General features: G+C 62.1%; 14 protein-coding genes. 7 read left to right on the top strand and 7 right to left on the bottom strand.

The genetic code is table 11. The features are described from left to right. Window positions 1-668: 668 nt before the first annotated feature. A complete protein-coding gene (gene acs / locus S4A8_RS08425; RefSeq protein WP_353219808.1) occupies window positions 669-2,624 on the bottom strand; it encodes an acetate--CoA ligase in 1,956 nt (651 codons plus the stop codon). Window positions 2,625-2,843: 219 nt separating this feature from the next. Here acs and S4A8_RS08420 point away from each other — a divergent pair, with 219 nt between their 5' ends. From S4A8_RS08420 to S4A8_RS08405, 4 genes are read left to right on the top strand one after another with little or no spacing between them, the layout of a single operon-like run. Further along, window positions 2,844-3,566 carry a MotA/TolQ/ExbB proton channel family protein gene (locus S4A8_RS08420; RefSeq protein ID WP_353175373.1) on the top strand — a complete coding sequence of 241 codons (723 nt, stop codon included), beginning with the start codon at window positions 2,844-2,846 and terminating at the stop codon, window positions 3,564-3,566. A gap of 5 nt (window positions 3,567-3,571) precedes the next feature. Then, complete coding sequence (locus tag S4A8_RS08415) at window positions 3,572-3,991, top strand: ExbD/TolR family protein (RefSeq protein WP_353219807.1); 420 nt, start codon at window positions 3,572-3,574, stop codon at window positions 3,989-3,991. After that, window positions 3,988-4,389, top strand: coding sequence for an ExbD/TolR family protein (locus S4A8_RS08410; protein ID WP_353219806.1), 402 nt, complete (start codon window positions 3,988-3,990; stop codon window positions 4,387-4,389). The genes S4A8_RS08415 and S4A8_RS08410 overlap by 4 nt, the downstream gene beginning before the upstream one ends. After that, entirely contained in the window at window positions 4,386-5,249 is an 864-nt protein-coding gene (locus tag S4A8_RS08405) for an energy transducer TonB (protein WP_353219805.1), read from the top strand. The genes S4A8_RS08410 and S4A8_RS08405 overlap by 4 nt, the downstream gene beginning before the upstream one ends. Before the next feature lie 117 nt (window positions 5,250-5,366). Here the strand turns inward: S4A8_RS08405 and S4A8_RS08400 are convergent, their stop codons facing one another. Next, window positions 5,367-5,870 carry a CC0125/CC1285 family lipoprotein gene (locus S4A8_RS08400; protein ID WP_353175380.1) on the bottom strand — a complete coding sequence of 168 codons (504 nt, stop codon included), beginning with the start codon at window positions 5,868-5,870 and terminating at the stop codon, window positions 5,367-5,369. Window positions 5,871-6,062: 192 nt separating this feature from the next. On the opposite strand from S4A8_RS08400, the gene S4A8_RS08395 reads away from it, so the two are divergent. The 3 genes from S4A8_RS08395 to S4A8_RS08385 all read left to right on the top strand — a co-directional run bounded on the left by S4A8_RS08395 (window position 6,063) and on the right by S4A8_RS08385 (window position 11,006). Then, complete coding sequence (locus S4A8_RS08395) at window positions 6,063-8,828, top strand: penicillin acylase family protein (protein WP_353219804.1); 2,766 nt, start codon at window positions 6,063-6,065, stop codon at window positions 8,826-8,828. A gap of 191 nt (window positions 8,829-9,019) precedes the next feature. Next, window positions 9,020-9,592 (top strand): TRAP transporter small permease subunit, encoded by a 573-nt coding sequence (locus tag S4A8_RS08390; RefSeq protein ID WP_353219803.1) that lies wholly within the window; start codon window positions 9,020-9,022, stop codon window positions 9,590-9,592. A 37-nt stretch (window positions 9,593-9,629) separates the two neighbouring features. Further along, window positions 9,630-11,006 (top strand): TRAP transporter large permease, encoded by a 1,377-nt coding sequence (locus S4A8_RS08385; RefSeq protein WP_353175681.1) that lies wholly within the window; start codon window positions 9,630-9,632, stop codon window positions 11,004-11,006. Between the two features lie 563 nt (window positions 11,007-11,569). Here the strand turns inward: S4A8_RS08385 and S4A8_RS08380 are convergent. The 5 genes from S4A8_RS08380 to wrbA form a co-directional block, all read right to left on the bottom strand. Beyond that, complete coding sequence (locus S4A8_RS08380; RefSeq protein WP_353219802.1) at window positions 11,570-12,661, bottom strand: TRAP transporter substrate-binding protein; 1,092 nt, start codon at window positions 12,659-12,661, stop codon at window positions 11,570-11,572. A gap of 206 nt (window positions 12,662-12,867) precedes the next feature. Beyond that, window positions 12,868-13,521, bottom strand: a complete 654-nt coding sequence (locus S4A8_RS08375) for a rhomboid family intramembrane serine protease (protein ID WP_353219801.1) — start codon at window positions 13,519-13,521, stop codon at window positions 12,868-12,870. Window positions 13,522-13,683: 162 nt separating this feature from the next. Then, window positions 13,684-15,684, bottom strand: coding sequence for a BCCT family transporter (locus tag S4A8_RS08370; RefSeq protein WP_353219800.1), 2,001 nt, complete (start codon window positions 15,682-15,684; stop codon window positions 13,684-13,686). A 114-nt stretch (window positions 15,685-15,798) separates the two neighbouring features. After that, window positions 15,799-16,395: a nitroreductase family protein gene (locus S4A8_RS08365; RefSeq protein WP_353175390.1), complete on the bottom strand. Its 597-nt coding sequence runs from the start codon at window positions 16,393-16,395 to the stop codon at window positions 15,799-15,801. A gap of 44 nt (window positions 16,396-16,439) precedes the next feature. Beyond that, window positions 16,440-17,042 carry an NAD(P)H:quinone oxidoreductase gene (gene wrbA / locus S4A8_RS08360; RefSeq protein WP_353219799.1) on the bottom strand — a complete coding sequence of 201 codons (603 nt, stop codon included), beginning with the start codon at window positions 17,040-17,042 and terminating at the stop codon, window positions 16,440-16,442. Window positions 17,043-17,158 lie beyond the last annotated feature (116 nt).

The raw sequence follows: 17,158 nt of genomic DNA, 5'->3' as shown, positions 1-17,158 counted from the left end.
TGGCCGCCATGTTACGAAAAATCCGCGGGTTGGCGCACGCGGACCACGCTCGGGGAGTCTTGCGTATGCGTGAGACTCAGGCCGCTGCGGTCAGTCAAGCAGGTTGTCCGCAAATGAACGCGAATACACGCGAATAAAGCGAAAGTCAGATGGTTTGACGGCCACGTGGGCTGCTGTTCACGCCGCATGCGCACCTGTTGGCATAACCATAACCACCCAACATTTGCGTTTATTGGCGTGCATTCGCGGACCGTTTTCGCCGACACAGCGATGGGCTCGGAAGAATGGTGCGACCGAACCCGCCCCCGTCCGCAAATGAATGCGAAGACAGGCGAATAGGACGAAACACTGAGCATTCGAATGCCGGACGCTGTTCCGTTCACGCCACATGCCGAACGGTCTGCGTAATCAAGCCCTGCCCCATGCATTCGCGTTTATTAGCGTTCATTCGCGGACCGTTTTCGCCGACACGGCGATTGGGCGCGGATGCGTGATGCGATCGAACCCGACACCCGTTCCGCAAATAAACGCGCACGTCGCAAGCGGCTTACGACGGACATAAAAAAGGCCGGCACCGGCGTGCGCAACGCGCAACACCGGGCCAGCCACCCCCTGCGATCGTCAGCGACGGTGGGCATTCGCGCCCGCCGCCTTAACCACCCTCGACGCTAACTGCCCTTGGCCTGCAGCTGGTCGATGATCTGCGGATTTTCCAGCGTGGATACGTCCGAGGTGATTTCCTCGTCGCGTGCCACGGTACGCAGCAAACGCCGCATGATCTTGCCGGAACGGGTCTTGGGCAGCCCGTCCGCGAAGCGGATTTCCTCGGGCTTGGCGATAGCGCCGAGCTGTTCGGTCACCCACTCGCGCAACTCGGCGGCTAGCTGATCGCTGCCATCGTCGTTCTTGAGAATGACGAAGGCGACAATGCACTCGCCCTTGACCTCGTGCGGACGACTAACGACGGCGGCTTCGGCCACGGCCTTGTGCGCCACGAGCGCCGATTCGACCTCCATGGTGCCCATGCGGTGGCCGGAGATGTTCACCACGTCGTCGATACGACCGAGGATACGGAAATTACCCTGCTCGTCGCGCTGGGCGGAGTCGCCAGCGACATAGGTATGTTCGTCGAACATACCGAAATAGGTTTCCTTGTAGCGCTCGGGATCGCCCCAGATCGTGCGCAGCATGTAGGGCCACGGTTTCTTGACCACCAGAATGCCGCCGGCATTGGCATCGCTGACCCGTTCGCCGGACTCGTCGATGATGTCGGCGGCGATGCCGGGCAGCGCCTTGGCCACGGAACCCGGTTTGGTGGGCGTGGTCGCCGGAATCGGCGTAATCATGTGGCCGCCGGTTTCGGTCTGCCACCAGGTATCCACGATCGGGCAACGTTCCTTGCCGATGACTTCGCGATACCACATCCAGGCTTCGGGGTTGATCGGCTCGCCGACCGTACCCAGCAGGCGCAGGCTATCCAGCGCATGACGCTGCGGGTATTCGTCGCCCTGTTTCATCAGCGCGCGAATGGCCGTGGGCGCGGTATAGAAGATGGTGACCTGATGGGTATCGACCATCTTCCAGAAGCGATCGGCCTCCGGATAGGTCGGCACGCCCTCGAACATGACCTGGGTCGCGCCACAGGCGGTGGGCCCGTAGGTGATGTAGGTATGCCCGGTCACCCAGCCGACGTCGGCGGTGCACCAGAACACGTCGCTGTCGTTGAGATCGAACACCCAGCGGCAGGTACAGATCGCGCCCAGCAGGTAACCGCCGGAGGAATGCTGAATGCCCTTGGGCTTACCGGTGGAGCCGGAGGTATAGAGAATGAACAGCGGATGCTCGGCATCCACCCATTCCGGCTCGCATTCGTCGGCCTGACCGTCGACGGCATCGTGCCACCACAGATCGCGGCCGTCGGTCATGGTGACGTCGGCGCCGGAACGCTTGTAGACGATGACCTTTTCGATGCTCTGGCAGCCTTCCGAGAGCGCCTTGTCGGCGGTCTGCTTGAGCGGAATGAGCTTGCCGCCACGGTAGTTGCCGTCGGCAGTGATCAGCATCTTGGCTTCGGCGTCGTCGATACGATCGCGTAGCGACACGGCCGAAAAGCCACCGAACACGACCGAATGGATGGCGCCGATACGTGCACAGGCCAGCATGGCCACCGCGGCCTGCGGAATATTGGGCAGATAGATGACCGCGCGGTCGCCCTTGCTCAGGCCGTTGGCCTTGAGTGCGTTGGCAAAGCGACACACACGTGCATGCAGCTCGCGATAGCTGATGTGCTCGACCTCGCCATCGTCGCCTTCGAAGATGATGGCGGTCTTGTCGCCTTTGCTGTCCAGATGCCGGTCGAGACAGTTATAGGAGACATTGAGCTCGCCATCGGCGAACCATTTGAAGAACGGGGCGTCAGACTCATCCAGAACCTGATTGAAGGGCTTGTGCCAATCGATCTTGTCGCGCGCCTGATCGGCCCAGAATCCCTGGTGATCCTTTTCGGCGGCTTGGTATAGCGCGTCTACGTCGGCTGGCTTGAGCGTTGCATGGTCAAGAAACGCCTGCGGCGGATCGAACTGTCGATCCTCTTTCAGAACCGATTCGATCTTGTTGTCAGCCATAGATTCTCCCGATGCGTCGATTGCAAACATCAATCAGCATACGCATTTGCACCCGCCGTCTGCATAAGACGAAAGGCGCATGAACCTTGGTTTTTCGATCGGCGAGGCGACCCGCCCTATGCTGGTAATAATAATCGTTCGCATTTACTGCCTGTTTGATTCATACTCCTGCGCCTTGTCGCATCCAGTTTTTCATCTTCCACAGTCGAGAAAACGGTCATGACATCCGATAGTTCCGCGGTATTCGACCTGGCCGGTCTGGTCGATTTGTTACGCCTGGGTGGCCCTGTGGTGGCCGTGCTGGTGGCCATGTCGGTCATCGCCCTGGCGATCGTGCTGCTCAAATGCTGGCAGTTCGCGAGCGCGCGCGTGGGCAAACGCCGCTTCATCGCACCCGCACTCGATCAGTGGCAAAACGGTGACCGTCAGGGCGCGATCGCCGCCCTGGCCGACGAACGCAACCCCATCGCCGATACATTGGCCGTCGCGATGCGCGGCGTGAATGCCGGCGCAGATGTGGCCGTGGTCCGTGAAGAGGCCGCCCGCGTGGGCGCCCGCCATCTCAGCCAGATGCGCAGCTATTTTCGCCCGCTCGAAGTCATTGGCTCGCTCGCGCCGTTGCTCGGTCTGCTGGGCACGGTCATGGGCATGATTACGGCATTCCAACAGCTGGCCAACGCCGGCAGTCAGGTCGACCCCTCGGTACTGTCCAACGGCATCTGGGAAGCGCTGCTGACCACCGCGGTCGGCCTGGTGGTCGCCATTCCCGCGGTGGTTGCACTCAACTGGTGCGAGCGCGTGGTCGAGCGCCTGCATGAAGACATGCAGGATGCATTGACGCGCTTTTTCACCCGCCATGAGGCCGCCGCGCTGAGCCGACCGGCACAGGCAAACGCCGCGCCCGCCGCAGGCCCCGCACAAACCTCCACCGCCCACGCCTGAGCGCCATGCATATCGAGACGTTCGAGCGGCGCAAGCACTCGATCAGCCTCACCCCGCTGATCGATGTGGTGTTCATCCTGCTCGTATTCTTCATGCTGGCGACCAGCTTTACCGACTGGCGCCCGATCACGCTGGCGACCGGCACCAGCGAAGCCGCGCCCGGCGACACCCCGCCGGCCGTGGTACGGGTGGATGCTGACGGCAGCCTGCACTACGACGGCAGCACCAGCCGCGCCCCCCGCACGCTGGCACAGCGCCTGAATGCCGCCATCGCGGCCGGGGATATCTCGGCGGTGATCGTGCAGCCGGCCCCCGACGCCACGCTGGACGTCACCGTGGGCGCGCTCGATGCGCTCTCGGGCGCGGGCGTCGCGCCCATGTCGCTGGCCACCGGGGCCACCGGCGCCAAGGAGGATCGCCCATGATCCTTGCGCCCCCCAAGCGGCCACGTTCCACCGAAGAGAACATCCTGCCGCTGATCAATATCGTCTTTCTGCTGTTGATCTTTTTCATGCTCGCCGGGGTGCTGGCCCAGAAGCCGCCCTTCGAACTCACGCCGCCGGCCACGACCGACGCCGAGCAATCCACGCAGCTGGAAAACAAGGTGCTGGCGGTTGCCGGCGATGGACGCCTCGCTTTCGGCGGCGAACCGATCACGCGCGACGCCCTGCCCCAGGCGCTGGCCGACTGGCCGAACGACAAGCCCCTACAGATTCGGGCCGACGGCGGACTCAAGGCCGATGCCCTGGGCAGCCTGTTCACCACACTACGCGGTGCCGGCATCGCTGAAGTCAATCTGCTGACCCAGCACACGGACCCATGAAACGTATCGGCCTGCATCACTGGGTGATCGTGCTCACGATCGCCATCGCCGCCCATGCCGCGTTGCTTGTGCGCTTTACGCTGAACGACACGATCCGCACGGCCGACACTGGCGCGGCCGGCGTGCGCATCGCACTTGCGCCCACCCAGGGCGAGCCACAGCCCGAACAGGTGGCCGCCGACGCGGCCGAGCAACAAGACGAACCGGCCCAGCAAGAACCCGAGCCCAAGCCGGAACCTACGCCGGAGCCGGAACCCACACCCGCGCCCGAACCGGAGCCGACGCCCGAACCAGAGCCCGAACCCACGCCGGTTCCCGAACCCAAACCCAAGCCACAACCGAAACCCGAGCCCAAGCCACAGCCCAAGCCGGAACCGAAACCGCAGCCCAAACCCAAGCCGCGCCCGGAGCCGGAACGCCGCGAACAGCCGCAAACCGCCACGGCCAGCACCAGTGCGCGCCGCGACAGCAATGCGCGCCCGGCGGGCGGTCAGGATCGCAACAACGCGCCGGCCAAGGCACCGCAGACGGCCGCCACCACCCAGCAGGGTACGACCGGCAGCGTGTCCGATACGCCGCCCGACTACCGTGCCGAGCTCGGCGCCTGGCTACAGCGCTACAAGGACTACCCGCGCCGCGCACGGCGACTGCGCCAGGAAGGCACGGTTCTGCTGTATTTCGTCATGGACCGCAACGGCCACGTGCTCGACTGGGAAATCCGCCAGAGCTCGGGTCATGAACTGCTCGACGAGGCGGTACGCGACATGATCCGCAAGGCCGACCCGCTGCCCGCCCTGCCAGCGAGCGTATCCATGCAGCGACTGGCCCTGACCGTACCGGTGCGCTTCCAGCTGCGTTAAGGCCTAGCCGACGCCCGGGCCTGTCGTCACGGGATATACCATCGCATTGCCCGTGCCGGGCATGTCAGGCAAGGCGCGGGCCGCCGAGCGCGGCGGGCCCACGGTCAAGGACAGGCCCTAGCGCTGTTCGCCCGCGGCCACGGCCGCTGCCAGATTGTGCTTGAGCTGATTCGCGTCGTAGACGTCGGGGCCCTGGGCCGGTACTTCGTCGCCGATCTGGATTTCGAGCACCGTTTCGTAGCGCGTACGGCTCGACGCGCCGGTCGAATAGCCGATACTCGTGCCCCAGAACGGATAGCCCCAGCCGTAGCCCACACTCGTGCTCGGGCCACCGCCATAGGTGCTGGTCACCGGCGACGTCTCGCGTGAGTTGATCCGAAAACGCTCGCCCCCGTGCGCAAGCGCCACATCCGCGGCCCGGAACAGCGCGAAGTTCTCGACCGTTTCCCGTGCCATGTCGTAATCGCCGGAAAAACTCACCCGATAGCGATCGGCCGTGAGCTGGGTGTCACGATAACCATAGCCATCCGCCGTCGGCGCGGCACGATAGGCCGGCCCGCTGGCACAGGCGGCCAGCAGCAGGGCACTGCACAATACGACAAGCGACGATCGGATGTTCATACCCCTAATATAGCGCGCCATCGGCTCGGCGGATGCAAACACACGCATATTTCACCGACGCACGGGCCACAGCACACGCCAGAGCAATAAAAACCATATATTGCCGGGCGCTTGCGCGTGCAAACAATAATTCACGGAGCTATGATCGCCGGGTGCGACTTGGGCACGAGAGATTATTTCCAGGGGGAGACCATGAAACTATTCAAATTCAAACGGCCGCTACTCGCGGCCGGCGTATCGTTATGTTTGGGTGTCGGCCTGATCGGCTGTTCATCCGGCGGAGGTGACGACAATGTCGACAGCGGCAATAACACCGGTACCGGCCCCGCCGCGCTGACTGCCAGCCAGATCAGTGCGTCAGACGGCAAACTGTCCGCGCGTATTCAGACCACCACTGGTGGCGTGCCGCATATCACCGCCGACAACCTGCAATCCGTGGCCTTCGGCTCGGGTTATGTCCAGGCACGCGACAATATCTGCATCATCGCGGATTCCATCGTGCGTGCGCGCGGCGAACGGGCGAAATACTACGGGCCGGGCACGCCCATCAACCCCGACGACCCTGAAAACCAACAGCTGCCTGTAAATATCGTCACCGATTTCAGCTACAAGGCCCTTGGCCTGTACGAAAAAGCCCAGGCCGAGTTCGATGAACTCTCGGCGCCCTCGCAGGCCATGCTGCGAGGCTTCGCCGCTGGCTACAACAAGTACCTCGCTGAAACCGGCAACGACAATCTGCCGGCCAAGTGCAATGGCGGGGATTGGGTTTTCCCGATCACGGCCACCGATGTCTATGCCTACTACCAGCTGGTGGCCCTCTATGCGAGTGGCGATCAGTTCACCGGCGGCCCCATTTTCCTGGCCGTGCCGCCAGGAACGAGCCCGAGGCCTCGGCTGGCCGTGCAAACAAGCGCGACCTCGCCCGCGCCTACTTCGTTCGCCGACGCCGATCCGGCATCGACTGACGTTTTCAACGCCAAGGCACTCGCCGAGTTCGCGCGTTCGGCCACGCCCAAATCGATTGGCGCCAAGACCGATTTCAACGACCGTGGCATGGCCAGCAACGGCTGGGGCATCGGCTCTGAAATGACTGAGAATGGCAAGGGCGCACTGCTGGCCAACCCGCATTTCCCCTATACCGGCAATCGCCGCCTGTATCAGATGCAGCTTACGGTGCCGGGCGTTTATAACGTCAACGGCGCTGGCCTGATCGGTATCGTGATTCCGCTGATCGGCTTCAACGAAAACATCGCCTGGACCCACACCGTATCGACCGCGCAGCATTTCACGCTATATGACCTGACGCTCGACGAGAGCGACTCCAGCTACATGACGTATATCAAGGACGGTGAGCCGAAGCGCATCGAAGAGCGCACGCTCACAATCGAGGTGCTGACAGACCAAGCCCCCGTCCCGCTGCCGTTCCAACGTGAGTTCTATTTCTCGGAATACGGTCCGATGCTCGCCGGCAACGTGATCAACGCAAACCTTCCGGCCTGGGGCGGCGAGTTCGCCGGACGTGAATCAGCGCTGACCTATCGCGACGCCAATACCGAAACCGCCCGCCAGGTGGTCGACCAGTGGCTGAACATGGGCCGGGCATCCAACCTCGCCCAGTTCAAGAAGCCGTTCGAGGCCTGCGGCAGCGTGCTGTGGGTCAACACCATGTATGCCGACGACTCCGGTCAGGCCTTCTATATCGACGGCACCTCGGTACCGCAACTCTCGCCCGGCGCGCTGCAGGCGTTTCAGGCACGTATCAACTTCAACCCGGTGGTGGCCGGGCTGTTCGACGCCGGCGTGACCCTGCTCGACGGCAGCCGTTCGCTCAACGACTGGGTCGAGGGTGACTGCGATGGCCGGGTGCCCTATGCCGGCGCGCCCAAGCTCGAGCGCCGCGATTATGTCCAGAACTCCAACGACAGCTACTGGGCGACCAATCCGAAGTCGTTCCTGACCGGCTATTCGCCGCTCTACGGCAAGACCAACAGCATTCTCTCGCCGCGTACCCGCATGGGCCTGAAGATGCTGGAAAACCCGACCGATCCCGGCCTGTCGACCGTGGCTCCGGCGGGCAGCGATGGCAAATTCACCGGCGAGGAAATCATCAAGGCCCTGTATTCCAACCGGGCCTACTACGCCGAAACCCTGCTCGACGAGTTGCGCAGCCGTTGCGACAACGCCGGCGATACCGCCATCAACACGGGCTCGGGCAGCCGCTCGGTGGCCCAGGGCTGTGCCGCGCTGGCCAACTGGGACGGCGTATACGATGTGAACAGTACCGGCGCGCATGTGTTCCGGATGTTCATGGCGGACTATGATCCGACCTATCCGGCCCAGTTCTCGGTGGATTTCGATCCGCAAAACCCGGAAACCACGCCGAGCACGCCCAACGCCGCGCCCAGCAATCCGGCCCAGGATCCGATGCTGGCATCACTGGCCCGTGGCCTGGACCGACTCGATCAGGTGAATATTGCGTATAACGCGCGCCTGGGCGATGTTCAGCGTGAACAGCAGTCGGCGGGTACCCGTCCTAATGGCACGCCGGCGAAGTCTGGCAGCCCGATCGAATGGCACGGCAACCAGAACCTGGAAGGTGGCTTCAACATCGTGCGCCCGGATACCGACCCGGTCGAGGACGGTACCCGCTATCCGCGTTATGCGCCCGCCGATACGATTGAGGACTCGGGCGATCTGTCGAGCACGCCCGGCGAGGGCTGGTTGATTGGCTACGGCACCAGCTGGCACTTCGGCCTGAGCTTTACCGACAACGGCCCGGAAGGCTATGGGCTGATCAGCTATAGCCAGTCCGACGATGCCGGCTCCGACCACTTCGAGGACCAGGATCAGCGGTATTCGAACAAGAACTACCGCAAGCTGCTCTATCGCCAAGCCGATATTGCGGCCAACCTCGCAAGGAAACAGGAGAACATCGAGGCAACGGTCGAGACCGAGTAGCACGCTACTCACGGTTAAAGCCCGGCCCGCATACGCGCGCCGGGCTTTTTATTGTCGGCTGGCGGTATGCCAGCGCGTCAGGCCCGACATTACGGCCCCCGACTTGGGCTATTGCCACGCGGTCGGCTAGAATCGCCGCCCTGTATGCGCGCGTGAGTCGTCGCGGTTAGAACGACGGCCGAGGAGACAACATGAACATTCTGCTGGGCGTGGCACGCGCGATCGACGGCTTTTCGACCCTGGTCGGCCGACTGATGTGGTGGCTGACGATCGCCATGGTGCTGATCGGCGCCTATAACGTGATTACCCGGTATCTCGGGCAATATCTGGGCGTGCAGCTATCGGCCAATGTCTATCTCGAGCTGCAGACCTATGCCTTCGATCTGATCTTTCTACTCGGCGCGGCCTATCTGCTGCGCGTGGACGGGCACGTACGTGTAGATATCGTCTACAGCCGCTTGGGCCCGCGCGCGCGAGCCTGGATCGACATCTTCGGCACGCTGTTCTTCCTCGTGCCCTTTTGTATCTTCGGTCTGTATTTCTGCCTGGGCTATGTAGAGCGCTCCTGGGCAGTGATGGAGCAAAGCCCCAACCCCGGCGGGCTGGCCCGCTACCCGATCAAGACCGTGATGCTCGTGGCGTTCGCGATGCTCATCCTTCAAGGCGTGAGCGAAATCATCAAGAACATCGCCTATCTGGTGCACGAGCCCGGCTTTAGCGACAACGACGCCCATCGCGCCACCCAGGAAACCGAGGGCCTCTAGGCTTGTCCGGCATGCGCGCACACCTCGACAACAGGCCCTGACCGTGGATTATCTCGCCCTCTGGATGTTTGCGACCGCGATCGGTTTGCTGCTGATCGGTTATCCCGTGGCCTTCACGCTGGGTGGCACGGCCGTGCTGTTCACGCTCATCGGCAGCGACATGCTGCCGGATATGGGCCTGACGCTGCCCTGGGAGCCGGCGTTTCGCATGGCCCGGCTCAATATCCTGCCGGGCCGCATCTTCGGCAACATCATGGACAACTACGAACTGGTCGCCGTGCCGTTCTTCGTGTTCATGGGCGTGATGCTGGAAAAATCACGGCTGGCCTCCGACCTGCTACAGACCATGGGGCTGTTGTTCGGACGCATACGCGGCGGCCTGGCGATTTCCGTGGTGGTGGTCGGCACCCTGCTGGCGGCTTCGACCGGCGTGGTCGGCGCGTCGGTGGTCACCATGGGCGTGCTCGCCCTGCCGGTGATGCTCAAGTACAACTACGACAAGGGCCTGGCCTCGGGTACGGTCGCCGCTTCCGGCACGCTCGGCCAGATCGTACCGCCGAGCATCGTGCTGATCATCCTCGGCGATCAGATGCGGGTGTCCATCGGCGATCTGTTTCTGGGCGCGCTCATTCCCGGCATTCTGCTGTCGGTGCTGTTCGTGCTGTGGATAATCTTCGTAGCGCTGCGCTACCCCGAGCGGGCCCCGGCCCTGCCGGCCAGCGAACGCGATATCAGCCCGCGCCGGCTGCTGCTGCGGGTACTGGGCATGATGACGCCGCCGCTGGCGCTGATTCTCATCGTGTTGGGCACCATCTTTGCCGGCATCGCCACGCCGACGGAAGCCGGCGCCATGGGCGCGCTGGGAGCGAGCCTGCTGGCGCTGATCAATCGCCGCCTGAACTGGGAAAGCCTGAGCGCGGTCATGGATCAGACCGTCAAGCTCACCGCCATGGTGTTCATCATCCTGCTGGGCGCGACCGCCTTCACCATGGTCTTCGCCTCACTCGGCGGCCCGCAGCTGGTAGAAGAGATCCTGCTCGACCTGCCCGGCGGCGCGCTGGCATTCCTGTTCTTCACGATGCTCACCATCTTCGTGCTGGGCTTTTTCGTGGACTTCATCGAAATCAGCTTCATCGTGGTGCCGGTGATCACCCCGATCGCCATCCAGCTGGGTATCGACCCGCTCTGGTTCGCCGTGCTGATTGCGGTCAATCTTCAGGCCTCCTTCCTCACCCCGCCCTTCGGCTTCGCGCTGTTCTATCTCAAGGGCGTAGCGCCGCCCGGCATCCGCACCATCGATATCTATCGCGGCGTGGTGCCCTTCATCGGCCTGCAGCTGTTCGCGCTGATCCTGCTGTGGCTGTTCCCGCAGCTCGTGCTCTGGCTGCCGCAGCTCAGCAACGCGGTGCAATAGGCGACGACGCGAGCCCGGCGAAAAACAGTCCGCAAATAAACGCCAATAACCGCAAATAAAAAAGCGTTTGGCAGGCGCTTACCTGGCTGCCCACGCGGTTGGCGTATCGCTCAGGGCGGGAACCTCCATCTTATTCGCGTGCATTCGCGTTCATTTGCGGACTCATCTTTGCCTTCGACCACGCAAGGCTTTGTTCTTTGAAGCAATCCGCAGATTACGCAGATTCGATGGGAAAGCTGACGGACGCACTGCGTTACTTCACGCCTCGAGCCGTACTTCCAAGGCACGAACAACGGATCAAACAATCGGCGGATTAAAACAATCCGCGAATGAACGCCAATTAACGCAAATGGAAAACCGGTTGTCAGGCGCTTGTCTGAACTGCCCACGCGGTTGGCATATCGTTCAGGGCGGAAACCTTTGTCTTATTCGCGTGCATTCGCGTTCATTTGCGGACGGTCGTTCTTCGAACGCGCCTCAGTAAACCAAACAGTACCCCGGGGCATTAAAAAGCCGCGCGGCCCGATGGGGCGGCGCGGCTTGCCGGCCTCACAGCGTGACGGCTAGGCGAGATCGCCGTTGATATAGCGCAGGAAGTTGTACTGGCTGACATCGGTCCAGGCCCGAACCTCGTCGCGAAAGCCCTGCCACTGATCGTAGACCTTGGCATAAAGCTTATTCTTGTCGGCATGCTCCTGCTGGATCTCGTCGGTATAGCCCTTGAGCACGTCCAACACCTCAGCCGGGAAGGTGCGCACCTGCGCGCCGCCCGCGATCAGGCGCTTCAGGGCCGGGCCGTTGCGGGCGGTGTACTGGGCAAACATACGCTCGTTGGCGGCCTTGGCAGCGACCGGGATCGTCTCGCGGATATCCTTGGGCAGATCCTTGAAGATATCGTTGTTGACGTACAACCCGAGCGTCGCGCCCGGCTCGGCCCAGCTGGGCATGTAGTAGTACTTGGCGGCCTTGTGCAGTTGCAGGATTTCGTCGTCGTAGGGGCTGACCCAGTCAGCCGCATCGATCACGCCGCGTTCGAGCGCGAAATAGACCTGCCCACCGGGTAGATTCTGGATATTCACGCCGGCACGCGCCATCACCTGACCACCCACGCCGGGAAAACGCATCTTCAGACCCTTGAGAGCCTCGGGCGAATTGATTTCCTTATTGAACCAACCACCGGTCTGGCCGCCGGTATTGCCGGCCAGAAACGCCACCATGTTGCTGCGGGCGTTGAGCTCGTTCCACAGATCGCCACCGCCGCCTTCTTCGATCCAGGCATTCTGCTGCTGGCCGGTCAGGCCGAACGGCATGGCCGTAAAGAAAGCATGGGTCGGATCCTGGCCGATGTAGTAGTAGGACGCGGTATGCCCCATGGCAAACGCGCCGCTCGACACGCTGTCATAGACCTCGAGACCGCCGACCTGCTCGCCAGCCGCGAACACTTCGACCTCGACATCGCCATCGGTGGCATATTCGATCGATCGGCCGATGTATTCGGCGGTGCCGAACAGGGTATCGATGGACGAAGGCCACGAGGTGACCATGCCCAGGCGATATTTCTTGTTCCGCGCGATGGTCATCGGCGAAAACACGGTACTCGCGGCCGCGACCGCACCGGCCGCTCCGGTCAGAAACTGACGACGTTTAATGCTCATGGCTCCCCTTCGCTCGGCCGCCGCCCGCAACACGAGCCGACCGCTTCGCCTTTTTTTAGATGATTCATGTTCGGCCCGACCCGCACCGCGATAGAGCACGGGCCGCCGATGCGCCAGATTGCCGCAAAACGGTCAGCGGGGAAAGTCGACCAACGATTAAGTCCTCGCGCGCGTTAGCGGCCCGCACGCAGGCGGGCCGCGTTCAATCAGACGCGCGGCCCGCCGCGCTGCTGACGCCAGTACATGATCAGCCCGAAGCCGAAGGCCATGCCACCGAGGTGGGCGAAATGCGCCACACCCGCCTGGGTGCCGGTCACGCCGAAGAACAGTTCCATCGCCCCGTAACCGATCACCAGCCATTTCGCGGTCATTGGAATCGGCGGGATGAGCAGCATCACCCGGGCATTGGGAAACATCATGCCGAAGGCCAGCAGCACGCCGAACAACCCGCCCGAAGCGCCGACCGTGGGTACGGGCTGGCCCGGCGACATGAGCGCAAGCGTGAGCACCTGGGTGATACCGGCACCGACCACGCAAACCAGATAGTAGAGCAGAAAACGCTGACCACCCCAGACCTGTTCGACCACGCGCCCGAACATCCACAGGCCGAACATGTTGAAGAACAGATGGCCGAAACTGCCATGCAGAAAGCCATAGCTGAGCAACTGCCAGACTTCGAAACCGACACTGCCGACGCCCGCGGACGTGCGCACCGGATATTCGCCCAGCGGCCACAGGGCGAAATACTGCATGACCGGTTCCTGGGCATACATCAGGAACAGAAATCCCAGCCCGTTCGCGATCAGTAACCACTTGATCATGGGCGGAACGCTGGAAACGGCAAACGGATCCTGTCGCATGGGCAGGCAGACTCGGCTCGAAAATGGAACCCGCCAAGCATACCGCATCGTCTTTTCAGGCCGCAGCACACGCGTTGCACCCACGTGCGGATCAGGCATAAAAAAACCCGGCGCCGCACGAGGCGACGCCGGGCTGCCGGGCGCTACAAAAGCGCCGGACGCTTAGCGCACCAGATACAAAAAGTGCAGATGCTTTTCGTACTGGTCGAGGATATCGCCGATGAGCTGTTCCTTGGTATAGCCCACGACGTTGTACTGCTGCCCGCCTTCACGCAGGAAGACCTCGGCACGGAAGTGCTCGCGCTCCTGAGCCTTCTGTTGCTCTTCGCGACGGGTCAGCGCGCCCATGTAGAACGTGGGCGCGGTAAAGCGACGCGCGCGCACGCCATAGACGAAGTCGATTTCGGCGCCATGGTCGACATCCAGATAGCAACGATCGTCCTCGGTGCTGATCTTGGTGGTCATGCCGCTTTCTTCGAACTGCTTGGCGACCGCCTCCATGGCCGGCTTGACCACGTTGGTCAGGAACTCGTCGACCTGCTTGCGGCGCGGCGACGTAACCAGCGTCTTGAGACGGTTCTGCCAGCTGCCACCGCCGAAACCGGCGACGTTCGAAGGCGTATTCATCGCATAGCGCAGGCTGTCCTGTTTGACCAGCTCGATACTCAACGAGCGATACAGGCAATAGGCCATGATCAGAAGGATCACGGTAATCGGCAGAGCCGAGGCCAGCGATGCAGCCTGCAGCGCCCCGATACCGCCGGCGGCCAACAGCACGATGGCAACCACACCTTCCAGTACCGCCCAGAAGATACGCTGCCAGACCGGCGGTTCGTTGCCGTCTTTCGCGGTGAGGATATCGATGACCAGCGAACCGGAGTCCGACGAGGTCACGAAGAAGGTGATCACCAGCATCGTGCCGAGAATCGATGTCAGCCAGGTGAACGGGAACTGTTCGAGAAAGACGAACAGCGCGGTCGAGGTGTTTTCGTCCACGGCGTCCATGACGGTGGTCATGCCGTCCACCATGATCATGTGCAGCGCACCGTCACCAAAGGCGGTCAGCCACAGGAAGGTGGCCCCCACCGGTACCAGCAGCACGCCGAGCACGAATTCGCGGATCGTACGGCCACGCGACACACGCGCAACGAACATGCCCACGAACGGTGACCAGGAAATCCACCAGGCCCAGTAGAACAGCGTCCAACTGCTCATGAAGCTGTCGGTATCTTCAGTTCCTGTATACACCCAGGAATTGAAGGTCATGTCCACCATCGAAGACATGTAGTTGCCGATGTTCTGCATCAGCGACTGGAAGATGAACAGCGTCGGACCCATCACGATCACGAACAGCAGCAGCGCCGCAGCCAGCCACAGGTTGAGTTCGGATACGCGACGGATGCCGCCGTCGAGGCCGAGTACGACCGAGGTCGTGGCCATCGCGGTGATGATGCAGATGAGCACGATCTGGGTGCTCAGACCTTCGGGCACGCTGAACAGGAAGTTCAACCCCGAGTTGACCTGCTGGGCACCAAAGCCAAGCGACGTGGCCACACCGAACAGGGTGCCGAACACGGCCAGGATATCGACCGCATTACCGATGGGGCCGTAGATGCGCTTGCCGATGAGCGGGTACAAAGCCGAACTCATGCGCAGCGGCAGATCGCGCCGGAAACTGAAATAGGCCAGGCACAGGCCCACCACGGCGTAGATCGCCCAGGCGTGCATACCCCAATGGAAGAAGGTGATCCGCATCGCGGCACGCGCGGCTTCGCCCGTTTCGCTGGTGCCCTGCGGCGGGTTCATATAGTGCAGAACCGGTTCGGCCACACCATAGAACATCAGACCGATGCCCATGCCCGCCGAGAACAACATTGCGAACCAGGAGATATAGCTGAAATCCGGTTCGCTGTGATCCGGCCCCAACCGGAACTGTCCGTAGCGGGACAGCGCGAGCACGATACAGAAAACCAGATAGGCGCCGACAGCACCCAGATACAACCAGCCGAAGGTCGCGATCAGCCAGCTCTGCATCCCGCTGAAGAAGTCATTGGCTCGATCCGGGAAAACCGCCCCGAAGATGACAAGCACGCCAATGACGGCGACTGATGGAAAAAATACAGGCGGATTGATACCCGCCTTTTCAGGTTCGCTATCGCTCATGCACTTTCTATTATCGTGGATTCCCTCTCCTATCTATAACACGACTGTCGTTTATTAACGACAGCTGAAGTGCAACGCGAAACGGTGCCGATGCGGCGCCAAGGCCGCTCCAGCCTAGAGTCCAGCCGGATTGCCGAACCGGTCCACGAACACGAATTCGTCAAGCGCACGCCGCTCTCGGGGCTTGGTATCGCGCTCCAGCAGCGCTTGATTCATGTTATCGGAGGTTTCGCGATAGCCGATCGCCATGGCGGTGAATGCCTCGGCGTTTTCCGGGATCGCAAAGGCGCTGCGCGCGGCGTCCGGATCGAGACCTATCATCTGATGCACGAACAGCCGGCGGGTGGTCGCTTCGGTGACCAGATTCGCCGACGCCAAGCCCAGATCGTGTTCCGCGGCCTTGTTGAGCTCGCCATTGCGGGTGAACGTGCGAACCACCACACCCAGGGCAAGCACCGGCGCATTCTGTGCCCAGGCGCGGTTGGCTTCGACCAGGCATTCGAGAATACGCGCATGGGTATCGCCTTGGCCCTTGATCCCCACGATATAGCGCCAGGGTTGCTCGTTGTAGGAGGACGGCGCCCAGCGCGCCGCCTCGAACACACTGGCCAGATCCTGGGCCGGCACCGGTTTATCGCTGAAGGCATAGGGGCTCCAGCGCACAGCGAGGGTGTTGTGAATACGGTGATCGGTCGCTGCGTTTTTGCTCATGCCCCTGTCCTTGCGGTTGCGTATCGGCGTATGGGCGAACTGTGTCAGAGGCTTAGCGCCGTGGCTAGTCGCGCGACCTTTTCGCCCTGATAGCGTGCGATCGATAGCTCCTTTTCGCTCGGCTGGCGCGAACCGTCGCCGCCGGCATAGGTCGAGGCGCCATAGGGCGAGCCGCCGCGCAGTTCGGAAATATCGAACAGCTCTTGAGCGCCGGCATAATCGACCGGCACGATCAGCATGCCGTGATGGGCCAGCGTGTTCCAGAACGAGGTGATGGTGGTTTCGTTGCCCGCACCCGTGGCGCTGGACGTGAACACGCTACCGAACTTGTTCACCAGCTTGCCGTTGGCCCACAGCCCGCCGGTCTGATCCAGGAAGGTACGCATCTGCCCGGACATGTTGCCGAAACGCGTAGGCGTGCCGAACACAATGGCATCGTAATCGGCGATTTCACCCGGCTCGGCCACCGGCGCCGACTGATCCATCTTCGCGCCTGCGGCTTGCAACGCCTCGTCGCTCATCGTTTCCGGCACGCGCTTGAGGGTCACCTCGACGCCATCGACGCTTTTTGCGCCTTCGACCACGGCATTGGCCAGCGTCTCGATATGCCCGTACATCGAATAATAAAGCACCAGCATCTTCTTCATGATCAACTCCTTGTTCATGCAAATAATCGTCAGCACCGCGGTGGCTTGTATGCCGCCTCGATCGTATGGGCTCAACATAGAACGCATACGAAAACGATGAAAGCGAAGCCTTTTGG

It is taken from the genome of Salinisphaera sp. S4-8, assembly GCF_040361235.1.
Lineage (GTDB): Bacteria > Pseudomonadota > Gammaproteobacteria > Nevskiales > Salinisphaeraceae > Salinisphaera.
Note: the sequence above shows the minus strand (reverse complement) of the source record. Positions and strands in the feature narration are given on the sequence as shown.

Bases quoted from the DNA above. Each gene is read 5' to 3' on its own strand.
- acs (WP_353219808.1), bottom strand. From the start codon at position 2,624: ATGGCTGACAACAAGATCGAATCGGTTCTGAAAGAGGATCGACAGTTC.
- S4A8_RS08420 (WP_353175373.1), top strand. From the start codon at position 2,844: ATGACATCCGATAGTTCCGCGGTATTCGACCTGGCCGGTCTGGTCGAT.
- S4A8_RS08415 (WP_353219807.1), top strand. From the start codon at position 3,572: ATGCATATCGAGACGTTCGAGCGGCGCAAGCACTCGATCAGCCTCACC.
- S4A8_RS08410 (WP_353219806.1), top strand. From the start codon at position 3,988: ATGATCCTTGCGCCCCCCAAGCGGCCACGTTCCACCGAAGAGAACATC.
- S4A8_RS08405 (WP_353219805.1), top strand. From the start codon at position 4,386: ATGAAACGTATCGGCCTGCATCACTGGGTGATCGTGCTCACGATCGCC.
- S4A8_RS08400 (WP_353175380.1), bottom strand. From the start codon at position 5,870: ATGAACATCCGATCGTCGCTTGTCGTATTGTGCAGTGCCCTGCTGCTG.
- S4A8_RS08395 (WP_353219804.1), top strand. From the start codon at position 6,063: ATGAAACTATTCAAATTCAAACGGCCGCTACTCGCGGCCGGCGTATCG.
- S4A8_RS08390 (WP_353219803.1), top strand. From the start codon at position 9,020: ATGAACATTCTGCTGGGCGTGGCACGCGCGATCGACGGCTTTTCGACC.
- S4A8_RS08380 (WP_353219802.1), bottom strand. From the start codon at position 12,661: ATGAGCATTAAACGTCGTCAGTTTCTGACCGGAGCGGCCGGTGCGGTC.
- S4A8_RS08375 (WP_353219801.1), bottom strand. From the start codon at position 13,521: ATGCGACAGGATCCGTTTGCCGTTTCCAGCGTTCCGCCCATGATCAAG.
- S4A8_RS08370 (WP_353219800.1), bottom strand. From the start codon at position 15,684: ATGAGCGATAGCGAACCTGAAAAGGCGGGTATCAATCCGCCTGTATTT.
- S4A8_RS08365 (WP_353175390.1), bottom strand. From the start codon at position 16,395: ATGAGCAAAAACGCAGCGACCGATCACCGTATTCACAACACCCTCGCT.
- wrbA (WP_353219799.1), bottom strand. From the start codon at position 17,042: ATGAAGAAGATGCTGGTGCTTTATTATTCGATGTACGGGCATATCGAG.